At 29.5% G+C, this 18,328-nt stretch carries 18 protein-coding genes, 4 pseudogenes and 1 riboswitch; of the genes and pseudogenes, 10 read left to right on the top strand and 12 right to left on the bottom strand.

The genetic code is table 11. From position 1 onward, the window contains the following. Positions 1-46 precede the first annotated feature (46 nt). The 4 genes from ACJDU8_RS23070 to ACJDU8_RS23085 all read right to left on the bottom strand — a co-directional run bounded on the left by ACJDU8_RS23070 (position 47) and on the right by ACJDU8_RS23085 (position 3,139). Positions 47-397, bottom strand: coding sequence for an isochorismatase family protein (locus tag ACJDU8_RS23070; RefSeq protein ID WP_406794536.1), 351 nt, complete (start codon positions 395-397; stop codon positions 47-49). Between the two features lie 251 nt (positions 398-648). Next, positions 649-1,275: a DUF3267 domain-containing protein gene (locus ACJDU8_RS23075; protein WP_406794537.1), complete on the bottom strand. Its 627-nt coding sequence runs from the start codon at positions 1,273-1,275 to the stop codon at positions 649-651. A gap of 647 nt (positions 1,276-1,922) precedes the next feature. Continuing rightward, the gene (locus ACJDU8_RS23080; RefSeq protein WP_406794538.1) at positions 1,923-2,711 is read right to left on the bottom strand and encodes a hypothetical protein; all 789 of its coding nucleotides are present in this window, start codon (positions 2,709-2,711) and stop codon (positions 1,923-1,925) included. Beyond that, positions 2,690-3,139, bottom strand: a complete 450-nt coding sequence (locus tag ACJDU8_RS23085) for a hypothetical protein (RefSeq protein WP_406794539.1) — start codon at positions 3,137-3,139, stop codon at positions 2,690-2,692. The genes ACJDU8_RS23080 and ACJDU8_RS23085 overlap by 22 nt, the downstream gene beginning before the upstream one ends. A gap of 700 nt (positions 3,140-3,839) precedes the next feature. Beyond that, a riboswitch (cyclic di-GMP riboswitch) is annotated at positions 3,840-3,924 on the top strand. An 85-nt stretch (positions 3,925-4,009) separates the two neighbouring features. On the opposite strand from ACJDU8_RS23085, the gene ACJDU8_RS23090 reads away from it, so the two are divergent. Further along, positions 4,010-4,657 carry a LuxR C-terminal-related transcriptional regulator gene (locus tag ACJDU8_RS23090; protein WP_406794540.1) on the top strand — a complete coding sequence of 216 codons (648 nt, stop codon included), beginning with the start codon at positions 4,010-4,012 and terminating at the stop codon, positions 4,655-4,657. Between the two features lie 242 nt (positions 4,658-4,899). After that, positions 4,900-4,995, top strand: a pseudogene (locus ACJDU8_RS23095) (IS5/IS1182 family transposase); the annotation flags it as partial. A gap of 89 nt (positions 4,996-5,084) precedes the next feature. Here ACJDU8_RS23095 and ACJDU8_RS23100 read toward each other — a convergent pair. The 4 genes from ACJDU8_RS23100 to ACJDU8_RS23115 form a co-directional block, all read right to left on the bottom strand. Then, entirely contained in the window at positions 5,085-5,324 is a 240-nt protein-coding gene (locus tag ACJDU8_RS23100; protein ID WP_406794541.1) for a hypothetical protein, read from the bottom strand. Between the two features lie 435 nt (positions 5,325-5,759). After that, positions 5,760-6,392, bottom strand: coding sequence for a CatB-related O-acetyltransferase (locus tag ACJDU8_RS23105; protein ID WP_406794542.1), 633 nt, complete (start codon positions 6,390-6,392; stop codon positions 5,760-5,762). A gap of 167 nt (positions 6,393-6,559) precedes the next feature. Further along, complete coding sequence (gene fabG / locus ACJDU8_RS23110) at positions 6,560-7,315, bottom strand: 3-oxoacyl-[acyl-carrier-protein] reductase (protein WP_406794543.1); 756 nt, start codon at positions 7,313-7,315, stop codon at positions 6,560-6,562. A gap of 84 nt (positions 7,316-7,399) precedes the next feature. Further along, positions 7,400-7,867 (bottom strand): VOC family protein, encoded by a 468-nt coding sequence (locus ACJDU8_RS23115; protein WP_406794544.1) that lies wholly within the window; start codon positions 7,865-7,867, stop codon positions 7,400-7,402. A gap of 411 nt (positions 7,868-8,278) precedes the next feature. On the opposite strand from ACJDU8_RS23115, the gene ACJDU8_RS23120 reads away from it, so the two are divergent. From ACJDU8_RS23120 to ACJDU8_RS23140, 5 genes and pseudogenes are all read left to right on the top strand, one after another. Next, on the top strand, positions 8,279-8,461 hold the full coding sequence (locus ACJDU8_RS23120; protein WP_406794545.1) for a hypothetical protein: 183 nt from the start codon (positions 8,279-8,281) through the stop codon (positions 8,459-8,461). Positions 8,462-8,686: 225 nt separating this feature from the next. Next, positions 8,687-10,288, top strand: coding sequence for a leucine-rich repeat domain-containing protein (locus tag ACJDU8_RS23125; RefSeq protein WP_406794546.1), 1,602 nt, complete (start codon positions 8,687-8,689; stop codon positions 10,286-10,288). A gap of 542 nt (positions 10,289-10,830) precedes the next feature. After that, positions 10,831-12,471, top strand: coding sequence for a recombinase family protein (locus ACJDU8_RS23130; RefSeq protein ID WP_406794553.1), 1,641 nt, complete (start codon positions 10,831-10,833; stop codon positions 12,469-12,471). 21 nt (positions 12,472-12,492) lie between these two features. Further along, positions 12,493-13,032, top strand: a pseudogene (locus tag ACJDU8_RS23135) (FAD-dependent oxidoreductase); the annotation flags it as partial. A 2-nt stretch (positions 13,033-13,034) separates the two neighbouring features. Next, positions 13,035-13,304, top strand: coding sequence for a helix-turn-helix domain-containing protein (locus ACJDU8_RS23140; RefSeq protein ID WP_406794547.1), 270 nt, complete (start codon positions 13,035-13,037; stop codon positions 13,302-13,304). A gap of 164 nt (positions 13,305-13,468) precedes the next feature. On the opposite strand, the gene ACJDU8_RS23145 is transcribed toward ACJDU8_RS23140, so the two are convergent. Continuing rightward, complete coding sequence (locus ACJDU8_RS23145) at positions 13,469-13,639, bottom strand: hypothetical protein (RefSeq protein WP_406794548.1); 171 nt, start codon at positions 13,637-13,639, stop codon at positions 13,469-13,471. Positions 13,640-13,935: 296 nt separating this feature from the next. Here ACJDU8_RS23145 and ACJDU8_RS23150 point away from each other — a divergent pair, with 296 nt between their 5' ends. The 3 genes from ACJDU8_RS23150 to ACJDU8_RS23160 all read left to right on the top strand — a co-directional run bounded on the left by ACJDU8_RS23150 (position 13,936) and on the right by ACJDU8_RS23160 (position 16,623). Continuing rightward, positions 13,936-14,217 (top strand): uS8 family ribosomal protein, encoded by a 282-nt coding sequence (locus ACJDU8_RS23150; protein ID WP_406794549.1) that lies wholly within the window; start codon positions 13,936-13,938, stop codon positions 14,215-14,217. 548 nt (positions 14,218-14,765) lie between these two features. Continuing rightward, the gene (locus tag ACJDU8_RS23155) at positions 14,766-15,938 is read left to right on the top strand and encodes an iron-containing alcohol dehydrogenase (RefSeq protein WP_406794550.1); all 1,173 of its coding nucleotides are present in this window, start codon (positions 14,766-14,768) and stop codon (positions 15,936-15,938) included. A gap of 259 nt (positions 15,939-16,197) precedes the next feature. Then, entirely contained in the window at positions 16,198-16,623 is a 426-nt protein-coding gene (locus tag ACJDU8_RS23160; protein WP_406794551.1) for a hypothetical protein, read from the top strand. 110 nt (positions 16,624-16,733) lie between these two features. Here ACJDU8_RS23160 and ACJDU8_RS23165 read toward each other — a convergent pair. The 3 genes and pseudogenes from ACJDU8_RS23165 to ACJDU8_RS23175 form a co-directional block, all read right to left on the bottom strand. Then, positions 16,734-16,871: pseudogene (locus ACJDU8_RS23165) on the bottom strand (IS3 family transposase); the annotation flags it as partial. Between the two features lie 3 nt (positions 16,872-16,874). Next, positions 16,875-16,964 (bottom strand): annotated as a pseudogene (locus tag ACJDU8_RS23170) (small, acid-soluble spore protein, alpha/beta type); the annotation flags it as partial. Positions 16,965-17,252: 288 nt separating this feature from the next. Beyond that, a complete protein-coding gene (locus ACJDU8_RS23175) occupies positions 17,253-17,447 on the bottom strand; it encodes a hypothetical protein (RefSeq protein ID WP_406794552.1) in 195 nt (64 codons plus the stop codon). Positions 17,448-18,328: the final 881 nt, after the last annotated feature.

The raw sequence follows: 18,328 nt of genomic DNA on the forward strand, positions 1-18,328 counted from the left end.
GTCCACGGCAAGTTAAAATATGGGAATATCTTGGGATTTTCTCATTTTAATTTGTACTTTTTCTTGACATAGTACCATCTGCCATCGGTTTTGAAAAACAATGGTTGGACATGATATTGATTCGTTTATCAAACTCAGTTCCTGGTTTTCCTTTCATAGCTGTTCCATGTGCAAGGACTTTTGATATAATCTTACCCAAGAAACCGTCAAATTCTTGTCTAATATATACAGTAAGTATATCCTTCTTAGAGGCATAATCTATTACTTTGTTCACTATTGTAATCAATCTCTCAGAGTCCTTGTAGGGAAATGGAGATTTTGCCATTGTTCCAGTATAGTCTTCTTGAATGTCTATCACTAATAATGCTTTTTGTGGTTTTTGATACGTTTTTTCCATAATTCTACTCTCACTTTCTTACATCATATTCTGCCATTTTAGCTTAATCAATATAAGAATTATAACACTTATTTTGTACTATTCCACCAATATATTGCATACTAGGAAGTTATGTCTTAAATCGTAATACCATATTATTCCGTTATTAAAAACATTATTTGCGCTTTCAATCTTATTGGTTGTATCGCCTTAATTTCATTAAGACCTAAAATTAATAATAAACCAACATGACTAATTCTTATAATTGGGAGTTACTTGAAATATGTCTCAAATCCATTATTCATAACATATGAGCCGTTTGGAACTTGAATTCCCACTAAACATATGTTTAAGCAATCAACACATGAAGCCATTGCATTTATTAAACATAGAAATATTGTGAATCCATTTAGCCAACCAAAAATATTAAGAATGAAAGGTAATATAACTGATAACATAATAAAAGGCATAATAGAAATAATTAAAAATCTACTCTTTTTGATTTTTTCAGTAGTATAAACAAAGCCGAAAAACGCATTAATACCCCAATATATCTTATCTGATTTTAATACATTAGGTATAAAAAAGGCATGGAGAAATTCATGTATTGCCATAAATATAAAAATGGTAACAATATGCATTATTAGAGCAAATAAATTTTTTCCTAATGTAATTGTAATGCTAAAGCCATCCTTATTACTGTTCAAAAATTCTTTCAATGGAGGATATAAATAAAATACAAGAACCATGAAAATAATCCCATTTATGAACGCAAAAGGTATTGATAGTAAAGTTGCCATACCTAAATTAGATGGTTCTTTTAGTTTTTTCCATCCCTCTGATATCAGCTTGTTACTCAACTCTTTATCCGAAGTTGGGATTTTTTTTATATATTTCATTAATTGCAGTCCTTTCGCAAAATATAAATGATATTTGTTACACAACAGTTTACCCTTAGGATACGACCTAACTAAACATCTATCTTTAACACGATATTTGTCTCCCTTATTTTCCTATAATAAACTTTCATAATTAGGGATTTCTATGTGTATTTCTAAATTCCTTCTGAAACTGATAAAAAAGCTAATTATTTATAACACATTAAAATTTTCAATTGGAAATTGACTGAAAATGAAATTTCTATAACTGCTGAAGATAAAAAACCAAAAAACTAAAAATGCACCCTTTGCCAAGTAGTGCATTTATATAATACTAGATGAATTACTCAAATTTTATAGTTGTTAATTTGGTATTTATTTTCATTACAATATTATAATTATCGCAATCCAAAAAAACAATATACAAGATAAAAATATTTTTACTCCATCATATTTTGTATATTCATTAGAAGTCTTATTTTTCATGTAATTTAGAATCCGACAAATTAATGAATTAATAAAAACAACTGGAAATTATACCATATTTAATTTTGAATAATTATGATGCAACAAAAAACGAATTTAGTCTTTCTTGAATAATGCATTTTATATATTTAACAGTTACTATTTCACAATGCCCTTATTAGTATTATCGTCTAGTACATAGTTTAACGTGTAGTGGAAGCTTTAGTGGATAGATAAAAGTAATAGTTAGTGTTTCCACTAGTCACTACAAGACTATCTCCTGCTACAATAGTGGTATCAGTTCCTAAAGTATTGTTGTTCTCATCTTTAAAAGCCAGAGTATATGAATCAGCATTAGTTAAGCCATTTATCAAACTTGATACAGTAGTTCCTACTGGTATTTCCATTATAAAGTTATCACCGATAATACCAAGTGATCTAGAAATCCCAAGTGGTTTATAGTCTAAATTTTGATAAACAAGCAACTGTACCCCTCTTGAATCACAAATATTATCTGGTATTACAATCGTACCAGATATTTGAACATTTTTTGATATGCTTAAATCTTTTGGTGTGTTCCATTGAACGGGTAAGTTTACAATTCCCCTTGTAGTATCAATGGGTACAATTGTGGGTAAGTTTATATTGCACTCCATTCCAGTAATAGGTACCTCTATTGGTTGAGGTGGAATTATAGATAATAATGAACTTGAATTTGATGGTGTTCCAAATATGATACTAAGATAATAAGTATGTGTGTATAGTCCATCGGAGATTTGTAATGAATCTCCATCATTTACGATACCGTCATATAATGTTTGCTTCTGTATGTCTACGATGATTGCAGACATTTTATCTGTAAGGGTTGTATCGTTTGTAAGGGTTGTACCGTTGTACGTTAAGTTGCTTATAAATTCCTGTATAGTTGTAGCTGGAGGTATGTTAATTATTTGGTCCCCTATCACTGTACCTAGATTGCTTTGAAGTCCCATCCTTTATAGTCTACTTTCTGGGTTACATCTAACTTTATATTAGTAGGATTTAAAATACTTGGAGGTAATACGACTTTACCGCTTAGTTGAGTAGTTGTATTTATACTTACGCCAGAGTAATTAGACCACTGTACTGGTACTAACATAGTTCTTTCCGTAGTTGTAACTAAGATATTCGACGGTAAGTTTAAATTACTTACCATAGTAGGTTCATGTATTGTTATGTCATGAAGTGATTCTATAGATAATAAGTTCGAGGTTGCATTATATGATAGCTGATTAGCCCTTATTCTATTACTTTCATAATATGAGCAGGCATTTTTTGTGCTTATTATGCCTGGTAATGAATCTGCAAAAACTATTGAACTAAGAGCTAAAGATAATGTAAGTGCAAGAGCTGTCGACATACAAAATTTCACTTTTGTCATTTAGAATATCCTCCTTTTAAAAAAGCGCAACTCCATTAAGTAAAAATTTCAATTAATGCATTTAGCTTTAAATTGTAGTAAAACTAGCCTATAATTAATCTTTTGTTCAATTTATATTACCATACTAAGTTACTATAATAGTAATTATATCATATTTTCCCATTTCTTGCACCTACAGCATTTAACTCTTAAAGATTACATTTCCTGATTTATACTTCAATGGTTATTTTATCATACATCACCATTTAGACTCAATTACTTGTAATCACATCATTTATATACAATTCATTCCAGACAATCTGTAAGCAATTAAACGCTCAATTATAGGTGAGTAAATAGAAAGTACTTTGTATAATTATTTATTTTTTTACATTCATACAAATTTCAGCATTTTTCTTTAAATTTGTATGGTATGATAAATTAGATATCAAATTATAACAAAAAGAAATTATACTTTCAGTAATCTAAAATTTTAATGATAAAAAATCAAACATAATTATGGTTAGGAATTGTGCTTATACTTCTATAACTTATTATTAATAGTCACTTTAGAAACAATGATTGTTAAACAAATCACATAATGTTCATATAAATATTTGATATTTATACAGCAATCCCTAGTTATAGTTACATTAACAAGAAATTTATAAAATAAGAAGAATTGTTATTTATTGCACAACTATTATTTGGAATGAGATATGGAAAATAGGGGACAAAGAAGTATGCTTTATATTTGGGCACCCTTAAGGCATATGGAGTCAATGGTGCGACCGACCTAATTTTACCGTTTATATGGTTAAATTGGGTCTTTTTTATTTTATATGGAGAATTAAGTGATATTATTGTTAAAAGAATGGGGGAAAATACATTATGAGGATTATTATTTTATCAAGTTATACTTTAATAAGAGATGGTATATACTCAGTTATATCAAGGTGTAATCGTGCTGACGTAATGCTTGTTGGGGAAACACTAAAAGAAGCAGTTCCGTTAATTAAGTCAAGTAAAATTAATATTGTTTTGTTTGATTTACGTCAACAAAATAAAGATGAATTGCTGTTAATTAAAGAAATGAAGAATAGTGGCGTTAAGAGTAAATTCATAATGTTAGATTTTAATGAGGATAAAAATATTTTTGTAGAAGCCATTAAGTGTGGTGTAGAAGGATACATATTGGGAAAATCAGATGAAGTGGAGTTTTTATATACCATAAATCAAGTTTATAAAGGAAAAAAATACTATGACTCTTATTTTATAGACTGTATGATCAGAGAAAATACTATTGAACCTGTAAGAGTAGAACAGCTTACTCCAAGGGAGAAAGAAATTCTATGCGAAATAGGAAAAGGTTTACCTAATCAAGAAATATCAAAAAAACTTCATATTTCTGAAAATACAGTGAAAAAACATACTACTCATATATTTGACAAACTAAATGTAAGAGATAGAACCCAGGTGGCTTTGTATGTTAACAGGTGCAGGATGTTAGATGTCAATGATACTTCTAATGTATATTAACATGAGTTCCAATGTATTAGTTGCTTTAAATTTAAGAAAATATATGAGAGTACTTAATTGCTCTTCTATATTTTTCTAATGACAGAAATGAATAGCATTAATATTTAATTATAATCATTTTTCAGGTTCTACAAATATAGTTATATATTATGTAGCATGCGAAAAGTTATTCTATTTAATGTATAATGAATGAACTTCCAATTAGAAATTTGTTAAAATATCACATACTACATGCTATTAAAGAAAGAGAGCCAAAGTTCAAGGCTCGTCGTTGGATAGTAGAAGCTGCCCACTCATGGATGAATCGTTTTAGAAAGTTACTTATTAGATTTAAAAAGTAAGACTCTTCCTACTTTGGTGCTTATTAAGTTCGCATGTGTTTTTAGAAAAATTCAAGTTATTTATGGATAGGCTCTAAATTAATTTTTCATTTTGTTGCAATAATCCCTAACAGTATACCAATTAAATCAAAAATCATATCTACTGCTGATTCCCATAAAGGATCCATTACGATTACAATATCGTGTACCTCTTTAAGTAAGCCAACCATAAATACAATACTACAAGCTCTTAATAAGCCTACTCGTTTTTTTAATATAGGAATAATAATTATTGGTAATATAATATGTAATACCTTATGCCACTGAAATATTATTTGTAAGTCCAACGCCCTCGCCCCCCAATACTTCTGTATTTTAACCGATTGGAGGGCATTATTCAAAGAACATTATATTAACTTTTTATTAAAGAATGTGTTCGATCCACTATTAATTGATCAGCAATCATATTTGTAAAATAAATAGGGATTATTCCAAAATCAACACCCTTACGGTACTTATAATCTTTAGCACGATATTTGTCTCCCTTATTTTTCTATAACAAGCTTTCATAACTAAGGATTTCTACATGTATTTCTGAATTCTTTCTAAAACTAATAAACAAGCTGATTATTTATAACATATTACAGCCTTCAAATCATAATACTTACTTTATATTGCGAACTAAAACGCCATAAGATTCATTGTTGAATATTACGGCGTTCATATCTATTATTCGGTTTTTATTGTTGATTCATTAAATAGGAATAATTAGCCACAGACCATTAAACTAATTTATCAATATTCCCTGATTGAATATATTGAATATTTGCTTGGATTTTTTCATCTGGCCAATCCCACCATTTAATTTTCAATAATTTTAAAATTATATCATCACTAAATCTTTTCTTTATAACTTTTGCAGGTATACCTCCAACAATAGCATAGGGTGGAACATCATTAGTAACTATTGCTCTGGTTCCAATAATTGCACCATCACCAATTTTCACACCTGACATAATTATAGCGTCATAACCTATCCACACATCGTTTCCAATTATAATATCTCCTTTATTATCCCAAGCATCTGTTATATGGCTGACATCCAAACCCCATTCCTCATAAAATATTGGAAATGTATAAGTAGATAGTGATTTTATTGTGTGATTTCCGCTTGTCATGAGAAACTTGGCTTTACATGCAATTGAACAAAACTTCCCAACTATTAATTTATCATTGTTTATAGGATACTGATATAATACGTTATTTTTTTCAAAATCCCTTGGATCATTATAATAATCATTATATATTGTATAATTTCCAACTTTTATATTATCTCTTGTAATTACATTTTTAAGATATATTGTTTGGTAATCGTTACTTCTTGGATATACTTTATTTGTATTTGGAATAGTCATGTTTAACTCTCTCCTTTATATTATACTAATTTTCTGACTATTCCATTATTACAATACATTTCTTCATAGAATCACTCCTAAAATAATCCTTACTGTTTAATCCATGCTTTATTATTTTATTTTCAACAATTCATAATATGTTTAAACCTAATTATTTAATAAATTTTCTAATTCATAACCATTCCTCCATCTACATTAATAACTTGCCCTGTAATATACTGGCACATATCTGAAACAAGAAATAAGACAGTATTTGCTACGGCCTCTGGTTTTCCATAAGTTTTCATCGGAATTCTGGATAACATTTCATCAGTTACCTTATCAGGAAGAACAGATGTCATATCCGTTGAAATATATCCTGGAGCAATAGCATTTACAACTATCCCACGATCTGCCAGTTCCCTAGCCACCGTTTTTGTAAAACCAATAAGTCCGGCCTTAGAAGCAGAATAATTTGCCTGACCAACGTTACCTATTATGCCCACGACACTTGCTATATTCACTATACTTCCTGATCTTTGCCTTAACATATGTTTTGACACAAACTTGGTACAGTTAAATGCTCCAGTAAGATTTGTATTAATTACCCTATCCCAGTTTTCTTTTTTCATCATCATCATTATACCATCACTTGTGACCCCTGCATTATTTATTAATATATCTATTCTTTTAAACTTAGTAACTACAGCTTTTACAACTTCTTTTGTTGATTCTTCTGAGCTCACATCATGTTTTAAACCTAAAGTTTCAACATTGTAAGTCAATGATATTTCATTTGCTACTTTTTTTGCTCGTTCCTCATTAATCCCCGTTACTACTACCTTTACCTTTTCCCCTGCTAATTTCTCTGCAATAGTCTTGCCAAGTCCACGAGTACCTCCAGTTATTAAAGCTACTTTATCAATTAAGCCTAAATCAATCATATTTATCCTCCAATTTTTATTATTTGATAATCCTTTATACAATTTAAATATTGTAGAGTTAACTTACTGCATTACACCCATAATCTACTCTAAGCAAGATTTTATATAATCAACTGATATATCCATTCTAATGGCAGTTTCCTCCATTGATAAACCACTGTTTAGGAATCGTCTGACAACCAAAATCATATCTTCTCCAACTTCAATAATATGTTTATCAGGATCATAGAAACGAACAACACGCTGTCCCCAAGAATGCTCTAACATAGGATGTACATAGTCAATATCTTTAATATCATTTATTTTTTGAATAAAAGCATCAAAATCATCTTCTTCAAAATATAACTCTTCTGCATTTCCTCCAAAAATAACTTCGCTGTCTCGTTTGTGAATAAAAATTAACCAAGTTTCCTTTGTCTGTAATGTAATACCTCCCGTTAAAGTTACATTTGCGCCAAAGTCAGCGATAACTTCTAAACCAAGCACTTTATAATAAAACTGCTTTGACTTTTCCATATTCGAAACAACTATCAATGAACTTGAGAATTTCATTGTACATCTCCCCCAAATATTATATAAATAATTCTTACTTCGCCCTAAATTACCCTTACGGCACATCCTAACTAAAAACCTCTATAATCTTTAGCACGATATTCGTCTCCCTTATTTTCCTATAATAAACTTTGATACTAGGGATTTCTATATGTATTTCTAAATTCCTCCTAAAACTGATAAAAAAGAATTACATTCAAAAAGATATACATCATAAATACCTTTTTAGTATTATGAATAGCTTGAAGAGTATTCACGAAATAAAAATAATTCCATACAATAAATTATATAGAGAAATTAGTAAACTACTTTAAGTTTTCACTAGAACATGACTACCATTGTAAACGTATGCTTAAGTACTAAAATTATTTTCATTTAAATATGAAGTTATTATAAAGGGGGGATATATTTATGGCAAACTTAGATCCTCTAGAAAATAAATCAACAGAAAAAAATTATACTATAATACAGCCAGCCGAGGAGTTAGATAAACTTAATGATAATTCTGTACCAGAAGATAATATATCACCTATATTATTAGTTTTGTGTGCAGTTATTCCCATTATATCTCTATTAATTATATTATGTATATAGAACCTTAGAAAGTTCTTTTTTTGATTGATAATCTGAAATTCCGCAAGTAGTTTTAAATTCTAAGACTGCTTGCTTTTACATTTCTAGGTAATTGTAAATACCTGAAGCTGTTGCCAACTTGCTGTTTCCATGTGGAATTATTAAGCATAATCAAAGCAGCTATGGAATTGTTTTAATTATTTGGATATGATAATTTTGATTGGATATATAAGGGGGAAAAATAAATTGAAAAACAAAATTTTAATAGCAATTTTTTTTAGTGCTTTTCTATTGATTGCATCTAATGTACAAGCAGCAAACTTTACTGACAATGAAACAGTAGACACTAATAAAACCTGGACAATTAAATTTACAAATGATATTGGCTTTGATGACTTAACTAAGCAAAGTATAACTGTAATAGACAGCAAAGGTAATACAGTAAATGTGGGTGTTCAGTCAGTACAAGATACAAAAACAGTTATAGTAACAGCTCCAGAGGGTGGATATACACCAGGAGAAAGTTACATATTGAATGTTGGCAGTAAAGTACATTCTAGTAAAGGTAAGTCATTAAAGAATGAATACAAAGTGCATTTCAATATTAAAAAAGATAGCAGTGGTAGTAACGTAGTGACATTCAAAGATAAAAATTTTGAACAAATAGTAAGAGATAAAATAAGACAGCCAGCTGGAGATATTTCAGGAGATATTTTAAAAAGTGAAGTCGAAAAGATTACAGACTTAAGTGTTTATGGTGAAAATATCTCAGATATTAGTGGAATCGAAAATTTCACTAATTTACAAGATTTTGATTTATCTGATACTCAAGTCAGTGACATAAGTGCATTAAAGGGGTTAACTAATTTACAATCTCTTTCTTTAGACGATAATCCAATTAATGATATAGGAGTATTAAAAGGATTGACTAATTTGCAACGACTTTCTTTAAATAGCAGCAAAATCAGTGACATAAGTGTATTAAAGGGGTTGACTAATTTACAATCTCTTTCTTTAGGTAGTAATCAAGTTAGTGATATAAGTGCATTAAAGGGGTTAACTAATTTACAAGTTCTTTCTTTAGACGATAATCCAATTAGTGATATAGGCGTATTAAAAGGATTGACTAATTTACAATCTCTTTCTTTAGTTAGTAGTGGAATCAGTGATATAAGTGCATTACCTAATTTACAAAATCTTTATTTAGACGACAATCAAATCAGTGACATAAGTGCATTAAGTGGATTAACTAATTTACAAGATCTTTTTTTGCGCAGTAATCAAATCAGTGACATAAGTATATTAAAGAGATTGAATAATTTACAACATCTTTATTTAGACGACAATCAAATCAGTGACATGAGTGCATTAAAGGGATTAACTAATTTACAATATCTTTCTTTAGGCAGTAATCCAATTAGTAATATAGGTATATTAAAAGGATTGACTAATTTACAATATCTTTCTTTAGTGGACAATCAAGTCAGTGACATAAGTGCATTAAGTGGATTGACTAATTTGGAATATCTTTCTTTATCGGGGAATCAGATGAGCAATATAGATATATTAAAAAAACTAACTAGTTTAAAAAATATTACACTATATAATATTCAAATCAGTGATATAAGTAAATTAAAAGAATTACCTAGCTTAGAAAGTCTTTCTTTGTTTAATATTCAAATTAGCAATATAAGTTCATTAACAAGTGCATTGAAAGAGTTACCTCATTTGAACTGTCTTAATCTATATGACAGTCAAATCAGTGATACTGATTTACAATCATTAAAACAGACTTTCCCTATGTGGCTTATTGATTATTGCCCTAACTCGTTTATTAAGTATAAATAAAACTAATTCTGATGATAAAAAAGGCTTATAATAAACTTAAATTGTAAGCTCTTTTTATTTAAGTTTGTTTTGTCTAAGGAGCATTATGTATGGTGTCATAACTTTCATATTGACATCAAAAATTAATATCATTGTATTTATTTAGTTTATAAAAACATACATTCTTAAACTATAAATAAAATATGGTATACTATTTAGTAAGAGAATAAAAATGTTTTTAGTCAGTTACCTCCCCAAATTCATCTCTTACAAAAGAGGTCGTTGCGGTTAATTTGACAGCAGAGGAGGTGGCAGTATGAGTGACACTGTATATGTATTACATCATCATGTTTAACGGCTATGGTGATTGTAGGAACATATTTAAAGGATAGACTGTTAATCAAAGACAAATCTTCAATTAGTAAATTGACTGAAAATGAAATTTCTATAACTGCCGAAGAAAAAAACTCAGAAAAATAAAAATGCACTCTCCCATCGCATATCTAGTATTCACAAAATAAATTTCTATAAACTATAATATTTTTATAAAGGATGTGATTATTATAAAAGCAGCCATATACAGTAGAAAATCCTTATTCACAGGTAAAGGTGAGTCTGTTGAAAATCAGGTGCAGATGTGCAAAGAATATGGAGAAAAAAATTTAAATTTAAAAGATGATAATTTTATAATATATGAAGATGAAGGTTTTTCAGGCGGAAATACAAACCGACCTAAATTCCAAGAACTATTGAAAGATGTAAAGAAAAAAAAATTTGATGTTTTAATATGTTATAGATTGGACAGAATAAGCAGAAATGTTGCTGACTTCTCAACTACATTGGAACTGCTGCAACAGCATAATATATCTTTCGTAAGTATAAAAGAACAATTCGATACTTCCACGCCTATGGGTAAAGCAATGGTTTATATAGCCTCTGTATTTGCCCAACTTGAGAGAGAAACCATCGCTGAAAGAATTAGAGATAATATGCTAGAGCTTGCTAAAACAGGAAGATGGCTCGGAGGGCAAACTCCACTGGGATTTAACTCTCAAAAGATACGTTACTATAACTCTGAAATGAAAGAAAAATCTATGTATAAGCTTTCTCCTATAGATGAAGAACTTGAAAAAGTTACAATAACTTATAGTAAATATTTGGAATTGGGCTCTATATCATTGGTCCTTAAGTATTTATTATCTAATAATATAAAAGGTAAAAACGGTGGAGATTTTGCTTCTATGTCAATAAATGATATACTAAGAAATCCTGTATATGTTAAATCTGATGATGCAGTTTTTAAGTATTTAGAAGACTTAGGTATAATTACATGTGGTACTCCTAATGGTAATGGTATTATTACTTACAATAAACGCAATTCAAAATATGTACTTAAGAACATGGCTGAATGGATCGCTGCGATAGGAAAACACAAAGGAATTATAGAGAGCAGTACATGGCTAGAAGTACAGTTCCGTTTGAACAAAAACAAAAAGAAAGTTAATCCAAGACAAGGAACTTCTAAAAGATCCTTATTATCTGGAGTCCTAAAATGCGCTTTGTGTGGTGCTCCTATGCGTGTAAGCTATGGCAGGCCTAAAAAAGATGGAAGTGAAAGAGTCTACTACTATATGTGTACAATGAAAGCTCATTCAGCGCAAAGTAGATGTAATAATCCTAATGTAAAAGGTCCAGAAATTGAAAAAGCCATTATTGAAAACATTAAACAACTAAATACAAATAAAATACTGAAAGAATTACAGGCTGCCAAAGATGAAGCAGCTGCGTCTATTGAAAATAATTCTGCTGAGATAATAAACAAAGATATTAAAGATAAAAACAATCAAATGAATAATTTGCTAGAACAATTAGCCCATATAAGTACAGATAATTCTATTGCTTCTGGATTTATTATGAACAAAATTGAGACTTTAGGCAGAGAAATAAATAAGTTAAATTTGAAACTAGAAAAATCCCAAAATAGCAGGCAAGAAAATATAGAGAAAAAATTAAACTTTGAAATAATAGAAAAATCATTAAATGAATTTAATTCATCTTTTGATATGATAAAAGACATTTCGAAGAAAAGACTTATACTTGAAAATATAATTGATAAAACTTACTGGAACGGTAATACTGGTGATGTTGATATCCAACTATGGGGAAGTAAAAAAAAACACACACTTCGTCCTATAATTCGCTAAATGCGTCGCAATACTATAAATCATGCTCATGCATGGCTATATGACGTAAATAAAATCGAGCCCGTGGTTAGGAAATATATTTTGGATAAAGGAATAAAGCTAAATTTGATATCACGGATAGTAGATGTACAAATGGAAGGAAATAGAATTGAAGGCATTTATACATCTAATGGAGATTATGACGAAGGAGATGTATTTGTTGAAACTACAGGTTCTACAGGCCCCATGGGGAATTGTATAAAATATGGAAATGGCTGCTCTATGTGTGTATTGAGATGTCCAACTTTTGGTCCAAGAATAAGTATCAGTAATTGTGCAGGAGTTGAAGATTTCCATGGAGAAAGAACAGATGGAAATTATGGGGCGTTCAGCGGTTCCTGTAAACTTGCCAAAGAAACTCTAGATAAAGATCTTGTAAATACATTAGAGGAAGATGGTGTGGTGGTTCTTAAAGTTCCAAAGGAAGATATAAATTTGGATAAATTAAAAAATAAAGTTTGCCAACAATATGCCTTGAAAGAATTTGCAGAAAATATAGTGCTTCTTGATACCGGACATGCAGTATGAACAAAACTGCAACTTATAAGAATGTATTTAAAGATATTGAAAACTCTACCTCTACAATATATTATACACTTCCAGAAAGAACAATTGCACAAAAAATTTATAAATTAAGGATGATTAAAAGATATACTCAACATGAGTTTGCCAAAGCTTGCTCTATTGGTTATTCTTCTTTATGCAAATACGAAATAGGATTATCAAAACCAAATCGTATTAACCTTGAAAAGATATGCAAAACATTTAATATACCTCTTAAATATTTTCTATAGAAATTTTGAATATTATTTTTTCATTTTAAATTTAGAATATGAATATAAAATATGGCAATTGGATATAATGACTAATACCATGAAAATACTTTAATTTCTTGATAGTTTTACCTTAGTACAATAGAAGCTCTGGAATTAACCAGCGCTTCTATTACTCTTACTTTCTAAAATAATGCATCCGGAAGATGTGTTATAAACTTCTGATACCTTTCTTTGGTCCTTATCAGGTTTAAACTGTGGTATTGTTTTAAATTTAGCAAATCATCAAGTTCAAAAGGTTTCATTTCATCTGACAATTCATCAAACACCTTTTTATCACATCCCTGCAGAAGCATGTAACTTGCACCGGACCCTTTGACCGCATTCTTTAACTCTGGAGTTAACTGCCCAAGATGGTGGGCTGATATTATAATCTTTATACCAAGTTTGTTATTATTTTACTCCTAATATTTTACAAAAAAATGAAAAGAAAGCTTAGAGCAGTTTTACCTACCCTAAGCTTCTTATCATATTTTACTTCAAGTCCTACTCATAAGCTTCAACCATATTTTTTATTTTAGCAGGATATTATCATTATTTGTAGAAATTTTAATGAAGAAAAAATAATGAAGAAAAAATTAAGGGGGAAATGATGAATATGGATGAAGAAGAATTAAATACGGATAAAGAGAAATTAAAGGAAGAAATATTAGACATACTAAAAAAACATAGTTACATAAGTAAATTAAGTGAATGTCCAATAACTACTTTAAAATTTCTCTTAAAAATAGATAATGTTCGTTTGGATACTTTTCTGATTTATGGTGCTTTATGTGAACTTGAAACGGAAGATAAAATAATAAAAAGTTTTGAACTACCTGCTGGTAATTTGAGCACTAAAATCAGCTCGTCAAGATGGTATTTAAAACAATAGAAAACGAATATAAAATATGACGAATTGGGTATAATGATTAATGCTCATAAAAATACTTTAATTATCTCACTCAATAAAGCCCTGGTTGATTCCAGGGCTTTTGATATAAAAATTTATCACTACACATTCTACACCCGATTATTTATTTTCTATATATTATATGCAATTTTAAAATTTTGGACATAATATAAATACAATCGTCTCTCATAAATTCTTTTTAGCTGTCCTTTGGGCAGCTTTTTTGCTTAAAATAAAACTCCCGCTTAAAACTAAGCTGGAGTTTTTGTATTTTCCTTGTTGAGTAATTTAGAATTTCTACAAGCAGAGAAGGAGTATCTGTTAGGACAAATTAGTCTCAATTCCTCAAATAAATATTATAGATAAGGTATTTAAAGTAATTATTAAATGGAAGTTAAATAGTTACTAAATTAGCATGATCTTATTATATACAGTTTGCTTTTGTTCATGTAATTCGTATTTTACACATAATCAGTCTACTAAACAGAAATAATAAAACTAATATATGTTTGTGATTCGGAGGGATTATATTGCAAAATATTCATGATTTTCGTTTGCCGTCAATAAATCTTATTGGCGTAGGTGCCCTTAAAGACTTATCCCTAGAACTAATGCCATATAAATTAAGCAAAGCCCTAATTGTTACAGATAAAAATATAATAAGTCTCGGTTATGTTGAAATAGTTGAAAAAATATTAAGAGACTTATTTATTTCTTATGATATATTTGACGGTATCCTACATCCAGATTGTACAATTTCATTTATAGAAGATGCTCTTGCCTACTTTGAAAAAGGACTGAATATATTAAAAAGGGATTACCACTTTATCATATCTATCGGAGGGGGAACTAACCACGATTGCGCAAAAGGTATAGCCATTGTAGCCACCAATGGAGGCTCTATTGCAGATTATGAGGGATACAACAAAATGACAAAACCTAGTTTACCAGTCATAACAATAAATACTACTTCTGGCTCAGGATCTGAAGTATCAAATGTTGCAATTATAAAAGATGAAAGTAGGAAAGTAAAAATGACCATTGCAGATCCAAAAATGATACCTATAATATCTGTAAATGATCTCAGGTTTATGCCAAGTATGCCCCCAGAAATAACAGCTAGTTCTGGCATTGATGTTTTGACCCATGTAATAGAGGGTTTCGTTTCTACTGAGGCTTCACCTGTTACAGATTCCTTGGCAATTAATGCTGTAAAGCTAGTCTTTGGATATCTAAAGAGAGCATATGAAAATGGTAATGATTTGGAGGCTAGAGAAAAAATGATGTTTGCTAATGTTATGGGCGGAATGGTTCTTAACAATGCAGGTCTAGGATACGTCCATTGCGTGTCTCATCAAATAGGTGCATTTTATGAGCAAGTTCATGGAGCTTGTAATGCAATTCTACTGCCTCATGTGTTAGAGTTTAATGCTGTGTCAATACCAGAAGAAAGAATTCTTAAAATCAGTGAAGCTATAGGTGCAAAAGCAAATAATAAACAAGAGGCCATTAACAAAATTAAGCATAGTATTCAAAATCTGTCCGAAGATATTGGTCTTCCAACTCATCTGAATTCCATTGGAGTTAATGAAGATGATTTAGAGTTACTTTCCAAAAATGCTGAAAAAGATATCAATTCCCTTGTAAATCCAAGGAAAGGAACTTTCGTAGATATAATGGGTATTTTTAAGGCCGCTATGTAAATATACTAGTACTAAATCCATGTATAAAACTTCATCTTTATAAGCTGCAAAAAGTTCTGATAAATACACATTACAGCTACTTTCATACAAGTTTCTATATTCACTCCAGTATTGTACAAAAAATAAAAACAGAGCCTAGAGCAGCTTTATCAATTGCTACTATCAAAAATCCTATTAAAAGCTAAATTAATTAATTCCCAAAAATATCATATTAGCATAATATAAATATTGAAGTGATAAATATAAGGAGAAATAACTCGTGAAAAATTATTATTGCCCTTTTGACTACTATGACGATTACTCTGATAATTACTATGGTGACTATGATGATTATGGTGACTATTTTAGAAAATCAAACGTTAGTCCTGAAACAGTACAAAAGCATATTGGTCGAATTGCACTTATCCACCTTAAATGGCTTGGTACAATTACAGCTTGTATAGATAGTCACAACGGACTTACAGGTGTAGTAACTTTAACTATATTTACCCACTTTGGTCAGGCACAACTTCGTATTCACTATAGTGCGATAGCACGTATTACTCCTATTCACACAAGCCCTAACCAGGGTAAAATGCCAACTCATGAAAATCCGTCTCATGGTACAATGCCATCTCATACTGGTCAACCTAATGAAAGCTCAGCTCACACCGGATCACAGGGTTCAAATAAAGATTGGAAGTAGTTACTTTAATTCCTTCTTTTACTTAAAGGTATGATTTATTAAACATCAAAATTAAAAACCTAGTAGGATTATTTGAAATGGACCCTATGTCAAGGACATTTTGAAAAAAGCTAGGCAATTATAAGCTGGTTCCTGTATTGAACAGGAGCCAGTTTTTTTAATCCCCACTGATATCTATAATTATTGTAATAATCAATATAATTATCAACTAGAAGCTCTAGCTCTTCAAAGGTTGCACAATTTTTTAAATTCACTCCAATTTCCCGGGCTGATTCTATTTTAAGCTTACCTAAAGCTTCCTTAGCATCTGGTACTAGTAATCTATTACTGTCACCTGGCATAATCAACACCTCTTTCTAGAGCAATTTTTAATGCTACAGTTAAAGTTTGTGTATTTCTATAAAAAATACTCCAGGTAATTGGATGAGTTTTTAGCAATATTTATAGAAATAAATTAAGCAATAACAATTAAACTAATAAAAAAAATATCACAAATAAGTATATTTTTTGCTTCAATTATAATATAATAATAAGGTATGTAGGTGAGTGATTACAGAGAAATCTTAAATTTACAAAATCATGTTATACGAGAAAGAACCTATATATAAACAAGTGACTTCTACCAAAAGTTACTTGTTATTTTCTTGTTTTGGTTTATCTATTTTAACCTTAACATCTGTCAAAATCTTATCTTTTGAAATACCAGTCTTGCTTTCAAAAAACATTTTAAGTTTATCTTGTTTATAGCAGAAAATTGAAATAATACATAAACTCAATATCTCGGTAATTGAAAGCACTACAATGCACAAAAAGAAAAAGTTCATTCACATTACCCCCTTCCATTGTGTCAGCCTGCAATCCCTGTAACCACTCATACAGTAATGATAGAAAAGGGTAATTCTATATAACACGAAACATTACTATTAAATACATTATAGCATAATAATGGTAATATTTTAAAGATACTAAGTTTATGTATTTTTTATATTTGTATGAACAAATTTTTAATTGCTTCTCTAAAAATTATTTAGCATAATTATTTCAATGAATACAACAGTATATTGTCACAAGAAAGTCAAGGCAGAAGTGACAAGGCGTTTGGCAAAGAAAAAACTGATTGGCTTTATGATACCTGGAAAAAAATTTGAGATTGTAAAACCACTCATAAAATAAATTAGATTGGCATAATATTAACTAGGAGCCTAAGTTATTATATAGCATTTAGCATAGTGCATACACAGTAAAAAGCCCTGGTTAATTTCAGAGCTTTTTACTATAACCTTATCACTATATACTACATATAATTATTATATATATACTGTATGCAATTTTAAAATTTTGGTTATAATATTAAATAACATTATTCCTTTCAAATTTTTTAGCTGGCCTTGGGTCAGCTTTTTTACAGGGAAAAACTTATATTCCTTACTATTTTTTATTGTAGAGAATTTTACAAAATATAAATTTTATTGTTTTTAAAAAGCTTCAAATTATTTAAGAATAGAATCTTAGTATAACTATTGATTATTTAGAAGAAATTACTTTCCTCTGTAAACATGTAAACATAAGTACCGCATCCACCCCCCATTGCAACACTGTAATCCACCAAACATAAATGATGGAAAGCTTTAAAAGATATATAAAATATAATGTTAATGGTAACCTTATGATCCAACTAGTGATTAAGGATATTAAAAATGGACTT

Source organism: Candidatus Clostridium eludens (genome assembly GCF_045310515.1).
Taxonomy (GTDB): Bacteria; Bacillota; Clostridia; order Clostridiales; family Clostridiaceae; genus Clostridium_B; species Clostridium_B eludens.